Annotated in this window: 23 protein-coding genes; 6 read left to right on the top strand and 17 right to left on the bottom strand. The window is 30.9% G+C overall.

Features of this window, described 5'->3' with window-relative positions; translation table 11 throughout:
• Positions 1-79 precede the first annotated feature (79 nt).
• The 3 genes from LACAL_RS05490 to LACAL_RS14985 are packed head-to-tail and all read left to right on the top strand — an operon-like array spanning position 80 to position 2,684.
• Positions 80-487 (top strand): hypothetical protein, encoded by a 408-nt coding sequence (locus LACAL_RS05490; protein ID WP_013869717.1) that lies wholly within the window; start codon positions 80-82, stop codon positions 485-487.
• A 23-nt stretch (positions 488-510) separates the two neighbouring features.
• Complete coding sequence (locus LACAL_RS05485) at positions 511-1,056, top strand: RNA polymerase sigma factor (RefSeq protein WP_013869716.1); 546 nt, start codon at positions 511-513, stop codon at positions 1,054-1,056.
• A gap of 2 nt (positions 1,057-1,058) precedes the next feature.
• Entirely contained in the window at positions 1,059-2,684 is a 1,626-nt protein-coding gene (locus LACAL_RS14985; RefSeq protein WP_013869715.1) for a hypothetical protein, read from the top strand.
• A gap of 99 nt (positions 2,685-2,783) precedes the next feature.
• On the opposite strand, the gene LACAL_RS05475 is transcribed toward LACAL_RS14985, so the two are convergent.
• Positions 2,784-3,524: a 1-acyl-sn-glycerol-3-phosphate acyltransferase gene (locus LACAL_RS05475; protein WP_013869714.1), complete on the bottom strand. Its 741-nt coding sequence runs from the start codon at positions 3,522-3,524 to the stop codon at positions 2,784-2,786.
• A gap of 117 nt (positions 3,525-3,641) precedes the next feature.
• Between LACAL_RS05475 and trpS the strand changes: the two genes are divergently transcribed.
• Entirely contained in the window at positions 3,642-4,610 is a 969-nt protein-coding gene (trpS, locus tag LACAL_RS05470; RefSeq protein WP_041301731.1) for a tryptophan--tRNA ligase, read from the top strand.
• Positions 4,611-4,628: 18 nt separating this feature from the next.
• Here trpS and dprA read toward each other — a convergent pair whose 3' ends face one another.
• On the bottom strand, positions 4,629-5,732 hold the full coding sequence (gene dprA, locus LACAL_RS05465) for a DNA-processing protein DprA (protein ID WP_013869712.1): 1,104 nt from the start codon (positions 5,730-5,732) through the stop codon (positions 4,629-4,631).
• 104 nt (positions 5,733-5,836) lie between these two features.
• On the opposite strand from dprA, the gene LACAL_RS05460 reads away from it, so the two are divergent.
• Positions 5,837-6,775, top strand: coding sequence for an SPOR domain-containing protein (locus tag LACAL_RS05460; RefSeq protein ID WP_013869711.1), 939 nt, complete (start codon positions 5,837-5,839; stop codon positions 6,773-6,775).
• A gap of 111 nt (positions 6,776-6,886) precedes the next feature.
• The gene (locus tag LACAL_RS05455; RefSeq protein WP_013869710.1) at positions 6,887-7,396 is read left to right on the top strand and encodes an acyl-CoA thioesterase; all 510 of its coding nucleotides are present in this window, start codon (positions 6,887-6,889) and stop codon (positions 7,394-7,396) included.
• A 182-nt stretch (positions 7,397-7,578) separates the two neighbouring features.
• Here LACAL_RS05455 and LACAL_RS05450 read toward each other — a convergent pair whose 3' ends face one another.
• From LACAL_RS05450 to atpB, 15 genes are all read right to left on the bottom strand, one after another.
• Positions 7,579-8,802, bottom strand: coding sequence for a murein hydrolase activator EnvC (locus LACAL_RS05450; protein WP_013869709.1), 1,224 nt, complete (start codon positions 8,800-8,802; stop codon positions 7,579-7,581).
• Entirely contained in the window at positions 8,802-9,578 is a 777-nt protein-coding gene (locus LACAL_RS05445; protein ID WP_013869708.1) for a DUF4292 domain-containing protein, read from the bottom strand. Before LACAL_RS05445 ends, LACAL_RS05450 begins: the two co-directional genes overlap by 1 nt.
• Positions 9,579-10,946, bottom strand: coding sequence for a lipopolysaccharide assembly protein LapB (locus LACAL_RS05440; protein WP_013869707.1), 1,368 nt, complete (start codon positions 10,944-10,946; stop codon positions 9,579-9,581). It lies immediately after the preceding gene.
• A gap of 1 nt (position 10,947) precedes the next feature.
• On the bottom strand, positions 10,948-11,250 hold the full coding sequence (locus tag LACAL_RS05435; protein ID WP_013869706.1) for an antibiotic biosynthesis monooxygenase: 303 nt from the start codon (positions 11,248-11,250) through the stop codon (positions 10,948-10,950).
• 19 nt (positions 11,251-11,269) lie between these two features.
• Positions 11,270-12,289 carry a sugar phosphate nucleotidyltransferase gene (locus LACAL_RS05430; protein ID WP_013869705.1) on the bottom strand — a complete coding sequence of 340 codons (1,020 nt, stop codon included), beginning with the start codon at positions 12,287-12,289 and terminating at the stop codon, positions 11,270-11,272.
• Between the two features lie 55 nt (positions 12,290-12,344).
• A complete protein-coding gene (gene dut, locus LACAL_RS05425) occupies positions 12,345-12,779 on the bottom strand; it encodes a dUTP diphosphatase (RefSeq protein WP_013869704.1) in 435 nt (144 codons plus the stop codon).
• Between the two features lie 70 nt (positions 12,780-12,849).
• Positions 12,850-14,310, bottom strand: a complete 1,461-nt coding sequence (locus LACAL_RS05420) for an oligosaccharide flippase family protein (protein ID WP_013869703.1) — start codon at positions 14,308-14,310, stop codon at positions 12,850-12,852.
• A gap of 92 nt (positions 14,311-14,402) precedes the next feature.
• Complete coding sequence (locus LACAL_RS05415; RefSeq protein ID WP_013869702.1) at positions 14,403-14,888, bottom strand: hypothetical protein; 486 nt, start codon at positions 14,886-14,888, stop codon at positions 14,403-14,405.
• A 38-nt stretch (positions 14,889-14,926) separates the two neighbouring features.
• Positions 14,927-15,442 carry a hypothetical protein gene (locus tag LACAL_RS05410; RefSeq protein WP_013869701.1) on the bottom strand — a complete coding sequence of 172 codons (516 nt, stop codon included), beginning with the start codon at positions 15,440-15,442 and terminating at the stop codon, positions 14,927-14,929.
• 119 nt (positions 15,443-15,561) lie between these two features.
• Positions 15,562-16,425, bottom strand: coding sequence for an ATP synthase F1 subunit gamma (atpG, locus tag LACAL_RS05405; RefSeq protein WP_041301300.1), 864 nt, complete (start codon positions 16,423-16,425; stop codon positions 15,562-15,564).
• A gap of 119 nt (positions 16,426-16,544) precedes the next feature.
• Positions 16,545-18,125 carry a F0F1 ATP synthase subunit alpha gene (gene atpA / locus LACAL_RS05400; RefSeq protein ID WP_013869699.1) on the bottom strand — a complete coding sequence of 527 codons (1,581 nt, stop codon included), beginning with the start codon at positions 18,123-18,125 and terminating at the stop codon, positions 16,545-16,547.
• A 59-nt stretch (positions 18,126-18,184) separates the two neighbouring features.
• Positions 18,185-18,715, bottom strand: a complete 531-nt coding sequence (gene atpH, locus LACAL_RS05395; protein ID WP_013869698.1) for an ATP synthase F1 subunit delta — start codon at positions 18,713-18,715, stop codon at positions 18,185-18,187.
• A 77-nt stretch (positions 18,716-18,792) separates the two neighbouring features.
• Positions 18,793-19,293: a F0F1 ATP synthase subunit B gene (locus LACAL_RS05390; RefSeq protein WP_013869697.1), complete on the bottom strand. Its 501-nt coding sequence runs from the start codon at positions 19,291-19,293 to the stop codon at positions 18,793-18,795.
• 100 nt (positions 19,294-19,393) lie between these two features.
• The gene (gene atpE / locus LACAL_RS05385) at positions 19,394-19,582 is read right to left on the bottom strand and encodes an ATP synthase F0 subunit C (protein ID WP_013869696.1); all 189 of its coding nucleotides are present in this window, start codon (positions 19,580-19,582) and stop codon (positions 19,394-19,396) included.
• 39 nt (positions 19,583-19,621) lie between these two features.
• A complete protein-coding gene (atpB, locus tag LACAL_RS05380; protein WP_013869695.1) occupies positions 19,622-20,767 on the bottom strand; it encodes a F0F1 ATP synthase subunit A in 1,146 nt (381 codons plus the stop codon).
• Between the last annotated feature and the right edge of the window lie 2 nt (positions 20,768-20,769).

The following is a 20,769-nucleotide window of genomic DNA, read 5'->3' as shown; positions in this document are numbered from 1 at the left end:
GATTTTTTTGTTTTTATACGCAACCTTTTTATCTTTTTACCATCTAAGGTGTATAATACACGTATATATATTTTAATAAATGATTAAAAAAATTCTAATTTTTCTTATCGCCCTAATTGCATTTTCATGTGATATTAGCGACGATACACCAAATACATATCAAGAGCTGTTACCTATAGAAAGTGCTATAGTACCAGAAGAATTTCAGGTTAGCGTAACCTACGAAATAAACTTAACTTATATAAAACCTACAACTTGTCATTCGTTTAAAACACTATATTATTTAAAAAACGGTAATGAAAGAACTGTAGCAATAATTAGCGCAATTGTAGATACTAATGATTGTAGCGAATTAAATACTGAAGAAGAGGTTTCGTTCGATTTTTTACCTACAGAGTTAGGCTCTTATGTTTTTAAATTTTGGCAAGGAACAGATGAAAATGCACAAGATGAATATTTAACAATTGAAGTACCTGTTGTAGAATAAATAAACTAATACGTGATATAAATTTGAGTTTAGATCAACTCATATATAACTGTAAGAAAAATAATACTAAAGCACAAAGTGAACTATATAAACTCTTTTCGGGTAAACTGTTTTCTCTATGCTTAAAGTATTCACGTAACTATGCCGAAGCCGAAGATAATTTACAAGACGCATTTGTTACCATATTTAAAAAAATAGATCAATATAAAAACAAAGGTTCTTTTGAAGGTTGGTTAAAAAGAATAACTATAAATACTGCATTACAGCGTTATCGACATGAAAATGTTTTTGAAATTATAAACGAAGAAAATATTGAAGACGAAGGCGTAGCAATAGAAGATAATGATGATGTCTCTTTAGATTATTTGTTAAAAATAATTCAAGAATTACCAGATCGTTATCGCCTAGTATTTAACCTTTATGTTCTAGATGGTTATTCGCATAATGATGTGGCAGAATTATTAAATATAACCACTGGAACATCAAAATCTAATTTAGCTCGTGCTAGACAGATTTTAAAAACAAAAATTACAGACTATAAAATGGGACAACAGTCTCAATCTTTATAATTATGAGTGATAAAAAACATATAGATAGGCTTTTTCAAGAAAAGTTTAAAGACTTTGAAGTAAAACCCAAAGCCAATGTTTGGGCCAATATAGAAAGAGAAATTAAACAACCTAAACGTAAAACCACTTTGGTACCTTTATGGTTACGCTATGCAAGTGTTGCGGCTTTATTATTGTTGTTTTTTGCAATTGGAAGTACCATTTATAACAACTCACCACAAACTAATACCGTTGTAGACACAAATACAGAAAACAACAAAACAACCACAAATAATAAAGCTACAACAAAAAACACTAATTTAAACAACACTCTTAACGGTACAAAAAACGGCACAACAAATAACACACCGCAACTTAAAACAGAAAACAATACAACTGTTGCCACTACTACTTCCCAAAACAAACTATTAAATACTAACAGTAATAAAAAAACAAACAATTTAAATACAACAAACACTTCAAACAACTTTAGAAATAAAGTCGCTAATAGTACAACACATAATAGTTCTGTTTTTAATAGAAATACTAAAAAAAATAGTTCTAATAATACGGTTGTTTCAAATAATAACCAGAATTTCACTAATCAATTTATAGCATCTGGAAATAAAGTAGAACAAGACACTTATAATCAATATTTAAACAAAGAAACAGTTGCTAATAATACTATTACAGATAGAAACGCCATAAATAAAGAGGCTAGTAATGCTTATACAACTAAAGACAAAGTATTGAAAAACGACGTTATAAATAATCCTTTAGAAGCATTAAAAAACACAAATGATGTTGTTGTAAACAATTCAGAAAACAACATAGAAGATACCACAGAAAAGCAAGACTCTACAAATACAATTGAAGATGCTATTGCAAAGGTTGAAAATCTTATTGAAAAAGAAGAAGAAACCCAAATAAACAGGTGGAGTGTTAACGCTAATATTGCGCCTGTTTATTATAATACTTTAGGCAAAGGCTCTCATATAGATGAGCAATTTATAGACAATCCTAAAAACGGAGAAGTAAATACAAGTTACGGTGTAAAAGTAGGCTATAATGTTAACCAAAAACTTAAAGTACGTTCTGGTATTAACAAACTTAATTTAAGTTACGACACTGCAAATGTTATAGTTTATAATGCTGTATCAAACTCTCCAAATAGCACTGCTTTAAGAAATATAAACTTTGTGCCAGATTATCAAGGCCAAACGTTTTCGGTTTTAAGTACAGATAATTTAAATGTACTTCAAGTTAGTAATCTAGTAAATGATAATTTAAATGTAGCATTAAGTCAACGCATAAGCTACTATGAGGTTCCTTTAGAGTTAGAATATGCCGTAGTAAACAAAAAATTAGGTGTTAATGTTATTGGTGGCGCAAGTGCTTTTTTCTTGAGTGAAAATGAAGTCGTTTCAGAAATTGATAACCAAAAACGAAAGTTAGGAGAGGCAAACAATATTAATAATGTTAGTTACAGTGCAAATATAGGTTTAGGTATAGATTACAAATTTAGCAATACGTTTAAATTTAATTTAGAACCTACTTTCAAGTATCAAATGAATGCCTTTAGTGAAACTTCTGGCAATTTTAAACCATACATTATTGGTGTTTATACTGGTTTTAGTTATAAATTTTAAGTTTTAAGTTTTTTAGTTGGTTATGCTTAAATCCGGTATTTTTTTTAAATTAAAAACCCAATAATTAAAAAAAGCTGCTCTGTGCCAAGAGTGGCTTTTTTATTTAGCTCCAAAAGCTAATAATTGATTATAAATAACATCTCGTGCTTGCGTTCTAATTCTAACAGTATCTTCAACGGTAGCACCTTTGGTTTCAATAAATTGATGCATGTGTGCTCTCATTTTTCCTGGGCTACCGCTAAAAAAGGTGTAAGAAAAACGTTTTTTATTATCGGCAAAAGTAATTGGCACAATTGGTATTTGGTGATTAATTGCTAATCTAAAAGCGCCATCTTTAAAATCGGTTAACAAAATATCTTCTTCAGGTACTAAACCTTCAGGAAAAATACAAATACTCAAACCATCTTTTAATCGCTTTTTAGCTCTTAAAAACACACGCTTTCTACTTTCCGGGCTACTTCTATCTACCAAAATACAAGTACGCTTGTAAAAAAAACCAAACAAAGGTATTTTTGCCAACTCGACTTTACCAACAAATACAAATGGGTTTTTAGTTACCACAAGCATTAACATAATATCTGCCATAGAAGTATGGTTAGCAATAAACATATAACTATCACTTTTATTTGTATGTTGCTCTCGGGTAATCTTAGTATTAAAACCCATACCTATTAATATAAATCTAGCCCAAATACGTGCTAGTTTAAAAAAATATGGATACCATGATTCTTTTAAAATAGAAAGTAATAAAAAAGGAAATAGTATTAATATTGGCAGCGCTACTAATATGTAGAACCAAATACGATATAAAAGCCAAAAAATATATTTAAAAATAATCATAAGGGCCAAAAATACATAATTGTTTTGAGCTATTTTAATTGAAAAAAAATACCTTTGCTTTTCCAGATTAGAAATTACGTTTAATTTAAACAGATTCCCATTTTCATGGGAAATACTATGGCAAGAATACTTACAGGAATACAAAGTACAGGAACTCCACATTTAGGAAACATTTTAGGCGCATTAATACCTGCAATGGCATTAGCAAACGACGCTTCAAACGAATCTTATTTATTTATTGCAGATATGCACTCGCTAACACAAATAAAAGATGGAGAAACATTACGAAATAACACCTATTCTACAGCAGCAACTTGGCTAGCCTTAGGTTTAGATATTGAAAACACTGTATTTTATAGACAAAGCGACATACCACAAACAACAGAGTTAACCTGGTATTTAAGCTGTTTTTTTCCGTATCAACGCTTAACTTTAGCGCATAGTTTTAAAGACAAAGCAGATAGGTTAGACGATGTAAACGCCGGTTTATTTACTTACCCAATGTTAATGGCTGCAGATATATTATTATATGATGCAGAAATTATTCCTGTTGGAAAAGACCAATTGCAACATATAGAAATGACACGTGATGTTGCTTCTCGTTTTCATACTAAAATGGGTGACACTTTTGTAATACCTGAAGCTAAAATTCAAGAGCAAACCAAACTTATTCCTGGAACCGATGGTGCTAAAATGAGTAAAAGTAAAGGCAATACTATTAATATTTTTCTTCCTGAGAAAAAGTTAAGAAAACAAATAATGACTATTGAAACAGATAGTACGCCATTAGAAGAACCTAAAGATTGGGCTTCTTGCAATTGTTTTGCAATTTATAGTTTAATGGCTTCTGAAAGCGAAATTGAAACCATGAAAGCTAATTACGAAAATGGTAATTATGGTTATGGTCATGCCAAACAAGCTTTATTTGAGCTAATTTTAAAAACTTTTGAAACAGAGCGCGAACGTTACAACTATTACATGAACAACCTTGATAAAATAGATGAAGCTTTAGCCAAAGGTGCTGAAAAAGCTAGAGTTGTTGCAGATGCTGTTTTAAAACGTGTTCGTAAAAAAGTTGGTTATTAGTATTTCACTATGTAATTACTAAATAACTTCAAACAGTTTCCCTGGTAAAGGCCTAACAATACCTTTTAACTCCATATTTAATAATATTCCAGCAAGTTTATAAATTGGCATGTTACAGTTTAAAGCGATAACGTCAAGCATTTGCTTGTCGTTATCTTTTAAATAATTATAAATTACTTTTTCGTTAGCATCAAGCTCTACAAACAATTGTTTTTGTACAACAGGTTTTTGTTTATCTTCCAATTGCCAATTTAGCAAATATGGTACATCTAATGGTGTAGATAATAAATGTGCTTTTTGCTGCTTTATTAAATTATTACAACCAACACTTTGAGAATCTGTAGTACGGCCAGGAACTGCAAAAACATCACGATTATAAGAATTAGCAATATCTGCAGTAACTAAACTTCCTCCTTTTTCGGCACTTTCTATAACTATTGTTGCTTCACTAATACCTGCGATTATACGGTTTCGTTTTAAAAAATTGTTGCGGTCAAAAGCATCTGTACTCCAAAAATCTGTGTAAAAACCACCATTATTTTCAACCGCAGCCATATATTTTTTGTGTCCTTTAGGGTATATTTGGTTTAATCCATGTGCTAAACATGCAATAGTTTGTAACTTATTATCTATTGCAGCTTTATGTGCAGTAATATCTGTACCATAAGCATAACCAGATACTATAATAGGATTATAAACCGCTAAAGCTTCAACTAGTTTTTCACAAAAAGCAATGCCAGAAGTTGTAATTTTTCTAGCACCAACAATACTAATAATATGTCTATTATTTAAGTTAATGTTTCCGCTTTCAAATAATAAAATTGGGCTATCGATACAATGTTTTAATTTTTCAGGATATGCTTCAGAAGTAAAATAATGTGCTTTTATGCCTTCGGTTTTAATAAAACGCAATTCGGCTTCTGCCGCTTCTAAATGGTTATTGGCAAATAAATCTTTAATTGTAACATGACCAATACCATCAATTTTTAATAGGTTTTGCTTCTTTTCTTTTAATACGGCTTCTGGCGAACCACAGTGCGCAATAAGTTTTTTTGCAATAGTATCTCCAATTTTTGGTACATTTTGCAAGGCTAAAGCATAGAGCAATTCATTTTCTGTCATTTTTATTATGCTGGTTTTAAGACTACAAGAAAAGAATTTTATTGGTGTTAATAACTAATACACCCAAGCTTTTGTTCGTTTCTAAAAATTTATAACTTTGTTTTATGCAATTAGAACACTACATAAGCGATTTACTATACCGTTACGAATGCGTTACTGTGCCTAACTTTGGAGCCTTTTTATCGCAACGCGTACCAGCAACTGTACACGAAACTACCAATGCGTTTTATCCGCCAAAAAAGAGCTTAGCTTTTAATGAGCAGATACAAACTAATGATGGTTTATTAGTAAGTTATATAGCAGATGTAGAGAAAATTCCTTTTGAAACCGCTTCGTTAAAAATTGAAAAACGTGTAAAGTCTTTAAAGTCTTGTTTAACCCAAGGTGAGACACTTGCCTTTAAAAACATTGGTGACTTAAAATTAAATACTGAAGGCAAAATAGAATTTAGCCCAAGCTATCATTTAAATTATTTAACAGATGCTTTTGGCTTAGCACAGTATACTTCTCCAAAAATTTCGCGTGAAGTTTATAAAGAAGAAGTAGAAACTATTGAAAACGTTGTACCTATTACCGTTTCTCAAGAAAAACGAAAAGCAAGACCGTACTTTAAATATGCTGCTATTGCATTAATTGCTTTAACTATCACAGGTTTTGGTGCTTCTAAATACTATGTAGATGGTGTTGCTGCACATAATGAAATTGCTCAAGAAGAAGCTAATTTAGCATTAGATAACGAAGTACAAGAAGCTACTTTTGTTATTAGCAATCCCTTACCTGCAATAAAATTAAATGTTACTAAGCAAAGCGGAAATTATCACCTTGTTGCTGGTGCTTATAGAGTTGAAGCAAATTCTGACAAAAAAGTAGAACAATTAATTGCTGAAGGTTTTAAAGCTAGAAAAATAGGTGTTAACCAATACGGTTTACATCAAGTGGCTTATAATAGCTTTACTAATAGAGATGAAGCAATGAAAGCTTTAAACACTATTCGCCAGAATAGTAATCGTGATGCTTGGTTATTAGTTAAGAAGTTAGACTAAATATATTCTTAATATTTCCTAAAACTTACTGCTGAAAAATCTAAATCGGCTTACCTTTGCATTTTTAAATGCGAATAGATTAAAACAGTTCCTATTCTTATAGGATTTATTATGGAAGCAAAAACAGCAAAAGAGTCTAGAACAATAATGACAGATATGGTTTTACCTGGTGAAACCAACCCAATTAATAACTTATTTGGTGGAGAATTGTTAGCAAGAATGGATCGTGCGGCAGGAATTAGTGCGCGTCGTCATTCTCGTAGAATTGTTGTAACAGCATCTGTAAATCACGTAGCTTTTAATCGTGCTATTCCTTTAGGAAGTGTTGTAACGGTAGATGCCAAAGTTTCTCGTGCTTTTAAAAGCTCTATGGAAATTTATATAGACGTTTGGATTGAAGACAGAGAATCTGGAATAAAAGATAAAGCCAACGAAGCTATTTATACTTTTGTTGCTGTAGATGAAACAGGAAGACCTGTACGTGTACCAGAATTAATACCTGAAACCAAATTAGAAATTGAACGTTTTGAAGCAGCTTTAAGACGTAAACAATTAAGCTTAGTATTAGCTGGAAAAATGAAACCAGATGATGCCACAGAGTTAAAAGCTTTGTTTGAGTAATCGCCTTTCAAAACTTAGATTAAAGTATTTCTTATATATTAAAGTGCCTATTATACCAATAATATTTGTGATATAATGGGCATCATTATGTTTTAAATCTAAGCAGTTTTATATTCTTTTAAGGCCATCTTTAATTTGGAATACTTTATAAAACAATAAAATTCCTGTCTTGCCGAATAATTTTACATCTTAAAAATCCAACTCGATGGGTTTTCGGTGGCATTATCTTTATAAACACTAAATCTTAATACCGTTTCTCCAGTAGCAGGATTTGTAAAAACTTCACCAATTTCTTGTTTTGTAGAGACTTTATCGCCTTGTTTAACAGATAGTTTTCCTAAGTTCTTATATACTGTAATGTAATTACCGTGTTTTATTAATACGGTTGGATTGCTTCGTTTTTGCTTAATAATACTCATTACCTCACCAGCAAAAACAGCACGTACTTTAGCATTTTTTTCGGTAGAAATTCTTACACCGTTACTATTAATTGTTACAGTTCTATCTATTGGCGATGGTTGACGCCCATAACGCACCTTTACAATACCTTTTTCAACTGGCCAAGGCAATTTGCCTTTATTGCTTAAAAAGTCTTTAGCAAGCGCCTTAGCTTCTGCAGTAAGCGCAAAACCTTTAGACGATGCTGCTGCTTTACTTTTAGATTTGTTAGATTTTGCAATAGCATCTCTAATTATTTTATCTATTGCTCGATCTATTTTTCTAGCTTCACGTTGTTTTTCTTTTATTTGAGAAGCGTATTTGTTTAAATCTTTTTTTATTGCACTCATTATTACCTCATGCTCTTTTCGTTCTTTTTCTAAGGCTTTTTGAGCGATTTTATTTTCGGCAATAAGTTTATTTTTCGCTTCCTTTTTCTTTAATAATTCTTGATTGCTTTTTTGTAAAGCTTCTGTTTTTGTTCTAATATTTTCTCCTTGCTTTTTCTGGTAATCTGCGTATTGATTTAAATACTGTATACGTTTGTAGGCCTGCTTAAAATTACTTGAGGATAACAAAAACATTACACGACTACTTTTATTTTTGTTTTTGTACGATTTTCTAATCATACTCGCATAATTGTCTTTTAAAACTTTAAGCTCTTCTCTATTTGCAGAGATTTCTTTTTGGTTATTATTAATCTCTCGTGTTAATAAATTTGCTTGTTGGTTTGTGACCTTTATAAGGTTTTCACGTACGCTTACTTTATAGTTTAAATCTTCTATAACAGTAATCTGAGATTTTTGCTTAGATTTATTAGAATCTAACAGTTCGTTTATTTTATTAATTTCTCTTGTTAATTCTAGTCTACGGTTTTCTAATTCTTTTTGCTTGCTACTTTGTGCAAAAGAAAACATGATGCTAAATAAGCAAAGTCCTAAAAATATATAAAGGTTTTTTTTAAACATTATTTTAATTCTATAGCTTTATAACCTGAAGGAATTGTAAAAGGAAAACGTAGTGTTTCATCTAAAGATAAGTTTTTCAATTCTAGGTTAATAAGTAGTTGCTCATCATTTTCTACTGCAATAATTTTAATGTTTTCTGGTAAAATTTCTTTATCGACTTCTTGATAGTTATCGTAATTAATTTCTAAAACACGAGCTTCTTTTGGTTGTGCTATTTGTTGAGAATCCATTTTAAAATGTGATGGATTTATAAGTAAAAACAACTCGAATAAATCTTGTTGTTGCTTTGGTTGTAATAAATACGATTTATTAAAAACCGAAGCTTCATATTCTTTAGTATTAACTTTAAATATTGGCTCACCAATTATCATGTTTTGTACTTTGTTAAAGTCTAAATCTGTACCTAATAAATTGCTTAAATACGAAAAGTCTCCATCAAAATAAGTACCATCTAATTTATTATAAAAAGCAACTCTATTTGGAGTAATAATTGCTCTAACAATACCTAATTTACTTAACCAAATCACCTTGTCTTTTTCCATACGTAATGACACTGTGTAAGATTGTGATTTTGATTCCTGAATGCTTTCTATTTTTAAACGGCCGTTAAGCGTTTTAAAAGACGAAGCGTTTTTATCTATATTTTTAATAATGTTTTTAGCTGAAGCATTAGCGTTCAATTCGCCATTTGCTGTTACTGTTTTAGATGATTTACAACTAAAAAACAATGTTGTAATTAATATTAAAATATATAAAGCGGTATTTTTTATGTTCATTTAGTTTGCGAGTTCTAGCTTTGCTGCTTTATCGTTAAACGTTTTTGCTTTTGTAAAATTGTTTAAAGCGGTATAAGCTTTACCAAGTTGCTTATAAAAATCTACTTCCATTTTAGTGTTATCTATAATATAATCTAATCCTGTTTCTAGACTATTTATAGCGTCTTGAGGTTGTTTTAAATTATTTAACGCCACTCCATTTAATAAATATAAAACTGGCTGAGATGGATAACGCTCTAAAGCTTCGTCACTTTTTTCTTCGGCTAATTTATATTCTTTTAAATCTATATGAAGTAATAATATATTACGCAATATTGTAAAGTTATTAGGCTCTATATTTTGAGCTTTTTTATAATATTCTAAAGCTTTTTTTCTTTCGTTTTTTAGTAAATAATATTGTGCTACTTCTGTTAGTGTTTTTACATCTGTAGTTATTTCTGGTACAGATGATGTTATATCTACTAAATCCGATTCGTATTTAGGGTTTTTACTTACAAACTGAATAAAATCTGCTAAAACCTTTAATTTTGGTTCTCCATTAATTTGCCTGCTATTAAGCACAATACGCATAGATTCTATTGCTTTTTCTGCCTGATTATCATCAAGATAAAATTTGTACAATGCCAAATGCACTAATTGAGATTCTGGATTTATTTCTAAAAGCTTTTTTGCTGTTTCAAAAGCTTTTTCCTTATCGTTGTTTTCGCTGTAGCGGAAAATTAATGCCAAATAGTTTTTTTCGGCATCTGGATTTTTATCTACTCGATCTTCAAGATTTCTAATTTGTGCTTTTTTTCTTCCGGTAGCATTATAAATTTGATTTCTTAAACGGTCTCTAGAATCTGAAATTCCTAGTTCTTCATCTAATTCATCTAGTACTTTTAAAGCGCTTTTATAGTCTTTTGTTCTAACATAAATTGAAGCTAAATCTTCTTTATAATCTGGATGAAATTTAACAAGTTGCTTTACTGTTTTTATTGCTTTGTCATAGTCTTTTTGCTGTGCATAAGCTTCATAAAGTTCGTCTAAATACCATTCATTATCAGGATCTTTACTTACTGCCTTTTTTAAAGCATCTTCTGCTGCACCAAAATTTTTAAGTTTATTGTAATTTTTTCCTAATTCAAAATATAATATAGACTCTGAGTCATCGATTTCTAAACATTTTTGTAATGCAACTACAGCTTTATCATAATTTTCAATGCCTTTTTGCTTTAATGCTTCGTAAAACAAATCCTGAAATTCACTCTTTACATTACCTAAATCGTCTTGCGGTACATTATTAAAATCTACTTGCGCAGCATTGTATTGCGGTAATAGATATATTCCGAGGATAAAAAGTAATATTTTAAAGTGTTTGTTAGTCATGTTATTTTAATAGTAAATCTTCTACTACTTCAAGTTTATTTAAAACTTTAATTGTTTCGCAAGATTCCTTCATTATGTTTCGCAGTTTTTCTGCTGTTTCTGGTAAATTATCTCCTGCGTTTGTAAATGTTTCTTTATTTGGCCATTGTGCGTAAGCTATATAATTTAATGGTTTTTCTAAATGTAACCTAGATCCTAAACCGCCTTCGTATTTTATAATTAACGCAGTTAATTCTTTCCAAGCAATTAAGAATTTTTGTTCTTTTGCGGGTTTAATTACAAATGAATAAAGAACTATATACATGCTAAGTAGGTATCAATAGTTATTCCAAAACAGAATAATCTCCTATACTAATTTTGGTAAATTTACCATCATATTTTACGTGGTTACCAATCATAGCTTCATCTAAATTAGCATTTTTTATTGTGGTTTCGTTTTGAATTAAACTATTTTTAACGGTTGAGTTTTCAATAACACAATTATTCCCTATAGAAACGTTAGGCCCAATTGTGGTATTGGTTAACACCACATTTTCACCAATATAACATGGCTCTATAATAGTTGCATTATCCTTTTTTACTGTAGATGACACTAATTGCTCTTCGCCATCTGCCTGTAAAAAGCCAAGCATGCGTTGGTTAGTTTCTAAGGTTACAGTTTTATTTCCACAGTCCATCCATTCGCTAACTTCACCTGTTTTAAAAACTTTTCCATTAGCCATCATGCCTTTTATACCATCGTTAATTTGGTATTCACCACCATTAATAATATTATTATCTAGTACTTTTTGAAGTTCAGCTTTTAATACAGATACTTCTTTAAAATAATAGATGCCAATTACTGCTAAATCGCTTACAAATTGTTCTGGTTTTTCAACTAATTCTACAATTTCTTTTTTGTCATTTAGTTTAACAACACCATAAGCTTCTGGCTTTTCAACTTGTTTTACCCAAATTACAGCATCTGCATCTGGATCTAAATTAAAATCTGCACGAATTAAAGTATCTGCATAGGCAATTACTGCTGGTCCAGATAAGGATTCTTTTGCACACATTATAGCGTGACCAGTTCCTAATGGTTGGTCTTGACGATAAATTGAGGCTTTTGCACCTAAGCTTTCTGCTAATGCTTTTAAACTTTCTACAACATCATCACCAAACCATGCTGGATCACCTAATACAAAAGCTATTTCTTCTATTGGTTGGTTTAAAACCTTTGCTATATCTTTTACTAAACGATGTACAATAGGTTGACCTGCAACCGGAATTAATGGTTTTGGCACTGTTAAACTATGTGGGCGTAAACGAGAACCTCGTCCTGCCATTGGTACTATTATTTTCATATTTGTGCCTGCTAAAGCAGGTATGTTTTAATTATTATACTAAAATCTTAATTTATTATTTTACTCCTGTGCTTCCAAAACCACCTTCGCCACGCTTAGTTTGTGAAAGTATTTCAACTTGTTCCCATTCTACTCGTTCATGTTTTGCTATTACTAATTGAGCAATACGCTCGCCATTCTCTATTGTAAAATCCTGAGTTGATAGGTTTATTAAAATCACACCAACTTCTCCTCTATAATCTGCATCAACCGTTCCTGGTGCATTAAGTACTGTAATGCCTTTTTTTGCTGCTAAACCACTTCTTGGCCTTACTTGTGCTTCAATACCAACTGGCAGCTCTAAAAACAAGCCTGTTGGAACAATAGTACGTTCCATAGGTTTTAAAACAATACTTTCGTTTAAGTTTGCTCTTAAATCCATTCCTGCAGATGCATTAGTTTCGTAGTGCGGTAAAGCGTGAGCTGATTTGTTTATTATTTTAATTTGCATTCTAAAATTTGTTTGTTAAACTAAAGCCTTAAATTTTTTATAGTACTCTCATTACAAGCTTAAAAGACTTTTATTTACTTTTTAATATTTGTTTTACTTCTTTTTTTTCAAGCTGAAAAACAATGCCTAAAAATACAATTAATGCTCCAATTCCTATAAAATAATTACCTCTAAAATTATAGAAGTAAACCATTGAAAATAATGTTGAAACACTAAAGTAAAGTACAATCTTTTTTAAATTATATGGAATTGGGTAGTACTTTTTTCCATAATAAAATGATAGTAGCATCATTATTAAATAAGCTGAAAGCGTTGCTATAGCAGAGCCTTTATAACCAATTATAGGAATTAATATGTAATTTAATAATAGTGTGACTATTGCTCCAAACACCGAAATGTAAGCACCATACTTTGTACGATCTGTTATTTTATACCAAACAGATAAGTTGTGATAAATACCTAAGCAAAAGTTGGCTAAAAGTATAAAAGGAACAATCCACATGGCTTGATAATAATCTTCACTTCTAATTATGTATGGTTTTAAAACATCTGCAAATATTACAACGCTTAAAAAAATAACTGATCCAAATGCTACAAAAAACTCTAAAATTTTAGCGTAATTTTTTTGAGGGTTTTTGGTTTTAGAGTGGCTAAAAAAGTATGGTTCTATTCCTAATCTAAATGCTGTTGCAAACAGCGTCATAAACAAAGCTAGTTTGTAACAAGCCGAGTACATGCCAATTTGCTCATCGGCTATATTTTCTGGTAATAATTGTTCAAGTAGAATACGATCAAAAGTTTCGTTTATAGAATAAGCTATACCAGCAATTAAAACGGGCATGGCGTATTTCATCATTTTTTTCCATAAAACGGCATCAATACGAAACTTGATTTTAGTATAAAATGGCAGTAAAATTAAAAGTGTAACACCACTAGCTATTACATTAGAAATAAATATATAACTAATTTCAAAATCGGGCTTATAAATGCTACTAAATACATTGTTGTTTTGTGCTAAGTCTTTTAAGTAGAGTAATAGAAAAACATTTAAACCTAAGTTTACAGCTACATTTAAAATTTTTATAACTGCATATCGCATAGGCTTTGCAGTTGCTCTTAACCATGCAAACGGTATAATTACTAAAGCATCTAATAGTAAGACTAAAAAAACTAGATTAAGATATTTAAGCTCAATGTTTACAAGTGAACCTATTTGATTTCTAAATAAAAAGGCTATACCTAATAAGCTAAACGAGCTTAAAATTATTGATGTTGCGGATGTATTTGTTACATTTTCCGGGTTATCGTTTTTATTAAAAAACCTAAAAAATGCGGTTTCCATACCATACGCCAGAATAACATTAAATAGTACAAAGTATGCGAATATAAAAGAAACTCGACCATATTCTGCAGTAGATAAAACTGTAGGATCTGTATAAAGCGGTACTAAAATAAAGCTTAACATTCTAGGCAACACTGTTGCTAAGCCATAAATGAATGTTTGTTTAAAAAGAGATTTAAATCCGCCCAATGTACTAATTTATTATAACCCTAAATGTATTGATTTTAGTACAGCCAACAAAGTTTGAAAGCTATTAACTCTATTCTATTACTAAAATAGTATTATTCTCTAGTTACTACAGTTGGTGGACCATCTGGATAATAAATACCTTCTCTTTCTGCTAATCCTGAAATTAAAAAATATTTAGTTTTTCCTTCTTCAATATAACTTACTACACATTCGTCTGGTCTTAAATCGAATGGAAATTCAATTGGCTCAACATTTGGGTTTGGAGAACCATCATTTAAAACCGGTTTTGTTACAATTGCTGTAAATAAAGAGCGTCCTTTTTCTAAAGTGCCATACATACCTCTAAAATAAACTTTATCTATTTTAGCGTTTGTTCTGCTCTGCAAATTTGGCAAATATAACTTAGCGCCACGACTTCCGTATTTAATTGCAGCATTCCAAACTTGAAAATAAGGTTTTGTAAATGCTAATGTTGTTTCTGCTTCTACTGGTAATTTATGTGCTCTTTTTGAAGAAGAACAACTAAAACTTAATAAAGTAGCAAGTAATAGTGTTAATGTTGGTTTAAAAATTTTCATGATTAAGTAGGTAATGGTTTCGTTGATTGTTAAATATATTAATGCTTTGATGGTGCACTTGGGAAGAACTCACCAGACTTTTCGATTAAATTTTCTATTTTAAAATATTTTATTTCTTTGTTGGCTCTATAACTAATTACACATTCGTTACTTTTTAAAGTAAACGGCAAAACTTTTGTTTTATTGGGTAAAGTATTACCGTACTCTTTATTAGTATTACCAGACATTATAACGTCTGGCTTCTTACTATTTAACTTTGAAAAATATAAAGCTTTACCAATTTTAATTTCACCTACTAAACCTCTAAAGTAAACATTTTCAAGCTTATAATTGTTTTTATTTGTTAGATTAGGAAAATATAAGGTATAACCAAAACCTGAAGATTCTTGTCCTGCAGTCCATTTTTGGAAGTATGGTTTTGTTACAGTTATTTCTGCATTAGGTTCTAGAATAGTTTTACCGCTTTTATCTCTTTGGGTTGTTGCTTTTGAATTTTTACACTGTACTAATGTTAAACTTATTAAAGCAATAATAACTGTTTGGAGTAATTTCATAATAAATTGTATTCTCTAAATATAGAAAATGAAAATTTAATGCATAAAAAAACCTTATTCAAAATTGAATAAGGTTTAATATATAATATAAACTCTTAATAATACTTAGAGTTCTATTTTTAGTTATTTAATGCTTCTGCTCCACCAACAATCTCAAGTATCTCATTAGTAATTGCAGCTTGACGTGCTTTATTATAAGTTAATTTAAGCTGGTCTCTAAGCTCTGTAGCGTTATCTGTTGCTTTGTGCATAGCCGTCATACGTGCACCATGCTCTGAAGCGAAAGAGTCTCTAATACCTTTATATAATTGGGTTTTTAAAGATTTAGGTATTAACTCTTCTATTATTTCAACTTTAGACGGTTCAAATATATAATCTGCATTTACATTTGCTTCACTTCCTTCAATAGGCATGATAGGCAAAAACTGCTCTGTCATTACTATTTGAGTAGCGGCATTTTTAAACTTATTGTATACAACTTCAATTTTGTCAAACTCACCATCAACAAATTTATCCATTAAAGTTTCAGCAATAGCTGCCACATTATTAAAAGATAAGTCGTCGTATATATCGCTTTTGTTATCTATAACAATACCTTGTTTAGAAAAAGCATCATTAATTTTCTTTCCTATTGCTAAAACCGATACGTTTTTACCTGCATATACATTATCAACCAAATTTTGTGTTTGCTTAATAATGTTAGAGTTAAATGCACCTGCAAGACCTCTATTAGAACTTATAGCTACAATTAAAACATTATTTACTTCTCGTTGCGTTGAAAATTTGCTTCCAGCATCTTCATCTAAAGTAGCACTTAAGCTTTGTAAAAGCTCTGTTAATTTATCTGAATAAGGACGCATTGCAGTAATAGCGTCTTGAGCCTTTTTTAACTTTGCAGCAGATACCATTTTCATAGCACTGGTAATCTGCATCGTTGAAGACACTGAAGATATTCTATTACGTATTTCTTTTAGATTCGCCATTCTCTATATTATAAAGACTCTTGGTTCTCGCTTTGCTTGACTCCTAGAGTGACAATTATTTAATTATTAAAATTTAAAGTTATAAGCTAAAAGCTTATAACTTTAAATTATTAATTGTTTTATGCTCTATATTTAGCTGATAAGTCTTTAGATACACTTACTAAAGTATCTGTAACTTCATCAGTTAATTTTCCTGCTTTTAAAGTATCTAAAACACCTCTATGTTTAGCGTTTAAGAATTCGATAAAGTCTCTTTCAAATTCTTTTACTTTATTTACTGGTACATCTTTTAATAAGTTTTTAGAACCAGCGTATATAATTGCAACTTGATCTTCTACAGTATAAGGATCGTTTTGTCCTTGCTTTAAAATCTCTACGTTACGTTTTCCTTTTTCAATTACGTTTAAAGTAACAGCATCTAAATCTGATCCAAACTTAGCGAAAGCTTCTAATTCACGGAATTGTGCCTGGTCTAATTTTAAGGTACCAGATACTTTTTTCATAGATTTAATTTGTGCATTACCACCAACACGAGATACAGAAATACCTACGTTAATTGCTGGACGTACACCAGAGTTAAATAAATCTCCATCTAAGAAAATTTGTCCGTCTGTAATAGAAATTACGTTTGTTGGTATATATGCCGAAACGTCTCCTGCTTGTGTTTCAATAATTGGTAAAGCTGTTAAAGATCCTCCACCTTTTACTATTGGTTTTAAGCTTTCTGGTAAATCGTTCATTTCTTTAGCAATAGAATCATCGTTAATGATTTTTGCAGAACGCTCTAATAATCTAGAGTGTAAGTAAAATACATCTCCAGGATATGCCTCACGTCCTGGTGGACGTCTTAATAATAAAGATACTTCACGGTATGCAACGGCTTGTTTTGATAAATCATCAAATACAATTAAAGCTGGTCTACCAGTATCTCTAAAGTACTCTCCAATAGATGCTCCAGTCATTGGTGCATAAACTTGCATTGCAGCAGGATCACTTGCATTTGCAGCTACTATTGTTGTGTAAGCTAAAGCTCCTTTTTCTTCTAAAGTTTTAGCAATGTTTGCTACTGTTGAAGCCTTTTGACCTACAGCAACATATATACAATATACTGGATTACCAGCATCGTAAAATTCTTTTTGATTTAAGATAGCATCAATACAAACAGTAGTTTTACCTGTTTGACGGTCACCAATAACTAACTCACGTTGTCCTCTACCAACTGGAATCATAGCATCAATAGCTTTAATACCTGTTTGTAATGGTTCTGTTACTGGTTCTCTGTAAATTACACCAGGAGCTTTACGCTCTAATGGCATCTCGTAAGTATCTCCGGCAATTGGTCCTTTACCATCTATTGGGTTACCTAAAGTATCTACAACACGACCTACAATACCTTCACCTACTTTTACAGAGGCAATACGAGAAGTACGTTTTACAGTTGAACCTTCTTTAACACCTGTAGATCCTCCTAAAAGTACGATACCTACGTTATCTTCTTCTAAGTTTAATACAATTCCTTCTGCACCACCATCGAATTCTACTAATTCTCCGTATTGAGCATTTGCTAATCCGTAAGCACGTACAATACCATCACCTACAGTTAATACTGTTCCTACTTCGTCTAATGAAGCACTTGCTTCAAAACCTGAAAGTTGTTGTTTTAAGATTGCTGATATTTCAGCTGGTTTTACTTCTGCCATCTTTATTTAGATATTAGATATTAAACGTACACTTAAAATTAAGTGCCCGATTAACATTTTTAATTTATTGTGAATTCTCTTTTTAATTTGTCGAGTTTATTAGAGATACTAGCGTTATACTGTATATCTCCCACTCTTAAAATGAAACCACCTAAAATGCTTTCATCTATAATACTCTTTACTGTAACGTCTTTTCCAGTTAATTCTTTTGCTTTGTTTAATACTTTAGCTTTTAAATCATCTGTTAAAGCTACAGCTGTTGTTACTGTTGCTACTTGAATGCCTTTTGATGCATCATATAACTCTGTATATTTTGATGCCACATTACTAATTATATCTATTCGCTTATTTGTAATAAGTGTATTGATTAAATTAGAAGTTACTGTATTAATTCCTTTAAAAATCTCTAATAAAGCTGATTTTTTTATTGAAGGAGTAATAACAGGACTTAAAAGCATGTTGCTTAAATCTTTGTTTTCGGCAATAGTATTAGCAATTAGCGTCATGTCATTATTTACAGCTTCTGCCGTGTTTTGATCATTTGCTATGCTTAATACTGCTTTTGCGTAACGTATTGCTGCTCTTGCCATATTTATGCCCACTACAGTGGAAATCTTTTTAAATTATACTTGCTTTATATTTAAGTTTAAAACTATAAATATAATAATTAGTTAAGTTTTGCTTCACCTAACATAGACTCAACTAATTCTAATTGCTTGTCTTTATTAGATAATTCTTGACGCACTACTTTTTCTGCAATATCAAGAGATAATCCTGCAACGTGACTTTTTAACTCTGCCATTGCTGCTTTCTTTTCACTTGCGATAGCTTCTTGAGCTTGTGCAATCATTTTATTAGCTTGTGATTGAGCTTCTGCTTCTGCATCTGCAATCATCTTACTTTTAAGTTCACGCGCTTCTTTAAGCATTGTTTCTCTTTCTAAACGCGCTTCTTGTAATAATTTTTGATTATCTGCCTGTAAGTTAGCCATTTCTTTTTTAGCATTCTCTGCTGCATCTAAAGCACCTTGAATACCTTCTTCTCTTTCATTAAGAGAGTTAAGAATTGGTTTCCATGCAAACTTCACCATTAAGAAAATTAATAATAGTAGTAATACTGTTTGTACTACAAATAGTCCTGGTGAAAAATCGTTTAATAATTTATCCATCTTATTAAATAATTAAGTGTTTTGTTTTAATTTTAAAAACACGTCCTGCAACCAACCGTTACAGGATAGTGTTTTTGTAAGTTTGATTTGATACTTTTTCTTATTTCGCTAAGAATAAAGCTCCAAATGCTAAACCTTCTAATAGTGCTGCAACAATAATCATCGCTGTTTGAATTTTTCCTGCTGCTTCTGGTTGACGTGCAATACCTTCCATTGCTTTTCCACCAATTTGACCAAGACCTAAACCTGCTCCGATTACGATTAAACCACCTCCAATTAAATTGTACATAGTAAATAAATTATATAGTTAAATTAAAAAAACTCTTTGTTAAATGAAATCTGACCTTACATCTTCTGTGTCTGCGATTTCGTGACCTTCTGCATCATGTTCATGATCGTGGTCGTGCTCTGCAACTGCCATACCTATAAATAATGCTGAAAGCATTGTAAATATATAAGCCTGTAAGAATGCAACTAATACTTCTATTAATGTTATAAAAAACGATAATAATATTGCTAAAGATGTAGAACCAACTACACCAAACGATTCTCTTAAGTTATACATTATTGCAATTAAACTCATCACTACAATGTGACCCGCAGAGATGTTTGCAAATAAACGTACTAATAATGAAAATGGCTTTATTATTAATGCACTTGCTAACTCAATTACAGCTAATACTGGACGAATTAAAATTGGCACTCCTGGCATCCAGAAAATGTGCATCCAGTAATCTTTATTTCCACTTACAGAATATATTATAAGTGTAAATATAGCTAAACATGCTGTAACAGCTAATTGTCCTGTAACGTTAAATCCTAATGGTGTTAAACCTAATAAGTTTAATATCCATATAAAAAAGAACACTGTTAATAAGTAACCTGTAAATTTTCTATAGTGTTTTTCTCCAATGTTAGGTCTTACAATCTCGTCTCTAACATATATTACTAATGGCTCTAAAACTCTACCAAAACCAGTTGGTATTTGTTTGTTTTTGTATTGTTTCCCTAATCTAGAAAACACAAACAACATTAATAAACCAACTAACAATACACCAAGTACACTTTTAGTTATAGATAAGTCTAGAACTTTATGTGCATTTGTTGCATGATGCTCCTCATCGAAAGCTACTGTAGTTGCAGCACCATCTAATTCGTAAATTTTTGAATGAATCTTCGCGAACTTTAAACCGTTTTTCTCTACAATTACATGTCCATCATCATTATGGTGAAATTCTGAAGACATAAATGTAACAAGACCTTTTGAAGTCCATAAGATTACTGGCAAAGGAAAACCGAAGTGCTTACGCTCTCCATTATCATTCGTGTAAGAAAACAATGTGAAGTCATGTGCATCCTGAAGGTGATGCAGTATATAATCATCTATCTCTGTTTTTGTATCTACCTGACCACCATTATTATTACCTTCTGTAACAGGTGTTTTAGCCATTGCAGATGCACTTGCAAAGAGCATTG

The organism is Lacinutrix sp. 5H-3-7-4, assembly GCF_000211855.2.
Lineage (GTDB): Bacteria > Bacteroidota > Bacteroidia > Flavobacteriales > Flavobacteriaceae > Lacinutrix.
This window is presented reverse-complemented; position numbering and strand designations above follow the sequence as displayed.

What these genes read in the sequence shown, in the direction of transcription:
- LACAL_RS05490 (WP_013869717.1), top strand. Translation starts at nt 80, where the DNA reads ATGATTAAAAAAATTCTAATTTTTCTTATCGCCCTAATTGCATTTTCA.
- LACAL_RS14985 (WP_013869715.1), top strand. Translation starts at nt 1,059, where the DNA reads ATGAGTGATAAAAAACATATAGATAGGCTTTTTCAAGAAAAGTTTAAA.
- LACAL_RS05475 (WP_013869714.1), bottom strand. Translation starts at nt 3,524, where the DNA reads ATGATTATTTTTAAATATATTTTTTGGCTTTTATATCGTATTTGGTTC.
- trpS (WP_041301731.1), top strand. Translation starts at nt 3,642, where the DNA reads ATGGCAAGAATACTTACAGGAATACAAAGTACAGGAACTCCACATTTA.
- dprA (WP_013869712.1), bottom strand. Translation starts at nt 5,732, where the DNA reads ATGACAGAAAATGAATTGCTCTATGCTTTAGCCTTGCAAAATGTACCA.
- LACAL_RS05460 (WP_013869711.1), top strand. Translation starts at nt 5,837, where the DNA reads ATGCAATTAGAACACTACATAAGCGATTTACTATACCGTTACGAATGC.
- LACAL_RS05455 (WP_013869710.1), top strand. Translation starts at nt 6,887, where the DNA reads ATGGAAGCAAAAACAGCAAAAGAGTCTAGAACAATAATGACAGATATG.
- LACAL_RS05450 (WP_013869709.1), bottom strand. Translation starts at nt 8,802, where the DNA reads ATGTTTAAAAAAAACCTTTATATATTTTTAGGACTTTGCTTATTTAGC.
- LACAL_RS05445 (WP_013869708.1), bottom strand. Translation starts at nt 9,578, where the DNA reads ATGAACATAAAAAATACCGCTTTATATATTTTAATATTAATTACAACA.
- LACAL_RS05440 (WP_013869707.1), bottom strand. Translation starts at nt 10,946, where the DNA reads ATGACTAACAAACACTTTAAAATATTACTTTTTATCCTCGGAATATAT.
- LACAL_RS05435 (WP_013869706.1), bottom strand. Translation starts at nt 11,250, where the DNA reads ATGTATATAGTTCTTTATTCATTTGTAATTAAACCCGCAAAAGAACAA.
- LACAL_RS05430 (WP_013869705.1), bottom strand. Translation starts at nt 12,289, where the DNA reads ATGAAAATAATAGTACCAATGGCAGGACGAGGTTCTCGTTTACGCCCA.
- dut (WP_013869704.1), bottom strand. Translation starts at nt 12,779, where the DNA reads ATGCAAATTAAAATAATAAACAAATCAGCTCACGCTTTACCGCACTAC.
- LACAL_RS05415 (WP_013869702.1), bottom strand. Translation starts at nt 14,888, where the DNA reads ATGAAAATTTTTAAACCAACATTAACACTATTACTTGCTACTTTATTA.
- LACAL_RS05410 (WP_013869701.1), bottom strand. Translation starts at nt 15,442, where the DNA reads ATGAAATTACTCCAAACAGTTATTATTGCTTTAATAAGTTTAACATTA.
- atpG (WP_041301300.1), bottom strand. Translation starts at nt 16,425, where the DNA reads ATGGCGAATCTAAAAGAAATACGTAATAGAATATCTTCAGTGTCTTCA.
- atpA (WP_013869699.1), bottom strand. Translation starts at nt 18,125, where the DNA reads ATGGCAGAAGTAAAACCAGCTGAAATATCAGCAATCTTAAAACAACAA.
- atpH (WP_013869698.1), bottom strand. Translation starts at nt 18,715, where the DNA reads ATGGCAAGAGCAGCAATACGTTACGCAAAAGCAGTATTAAGCATAGCA.
- LACAL_RS05390 (WP_013869697.1), bottom strand. Translation starts at nt 19,293, where the DNA reads ATGGATAAATTATTAAACGATTTTTCACCAGGACTATTTGTAGTACAA.
- atpE (WP_013869696.1), bottom strand. Translation starts at nt 19,582, where the DNA reads ATGTACAATTTAATTGGAGGTGGTTTAATCGTAATCGGAGCAGGTTTA.
- atpB (WP_013869695.1), bottom strand. Translation starts at nt 20,767, where the DNA reads ATGCTCTTTGCAAGTGCATCTGCAATGGCTAAAACACCTGTTACAGAA.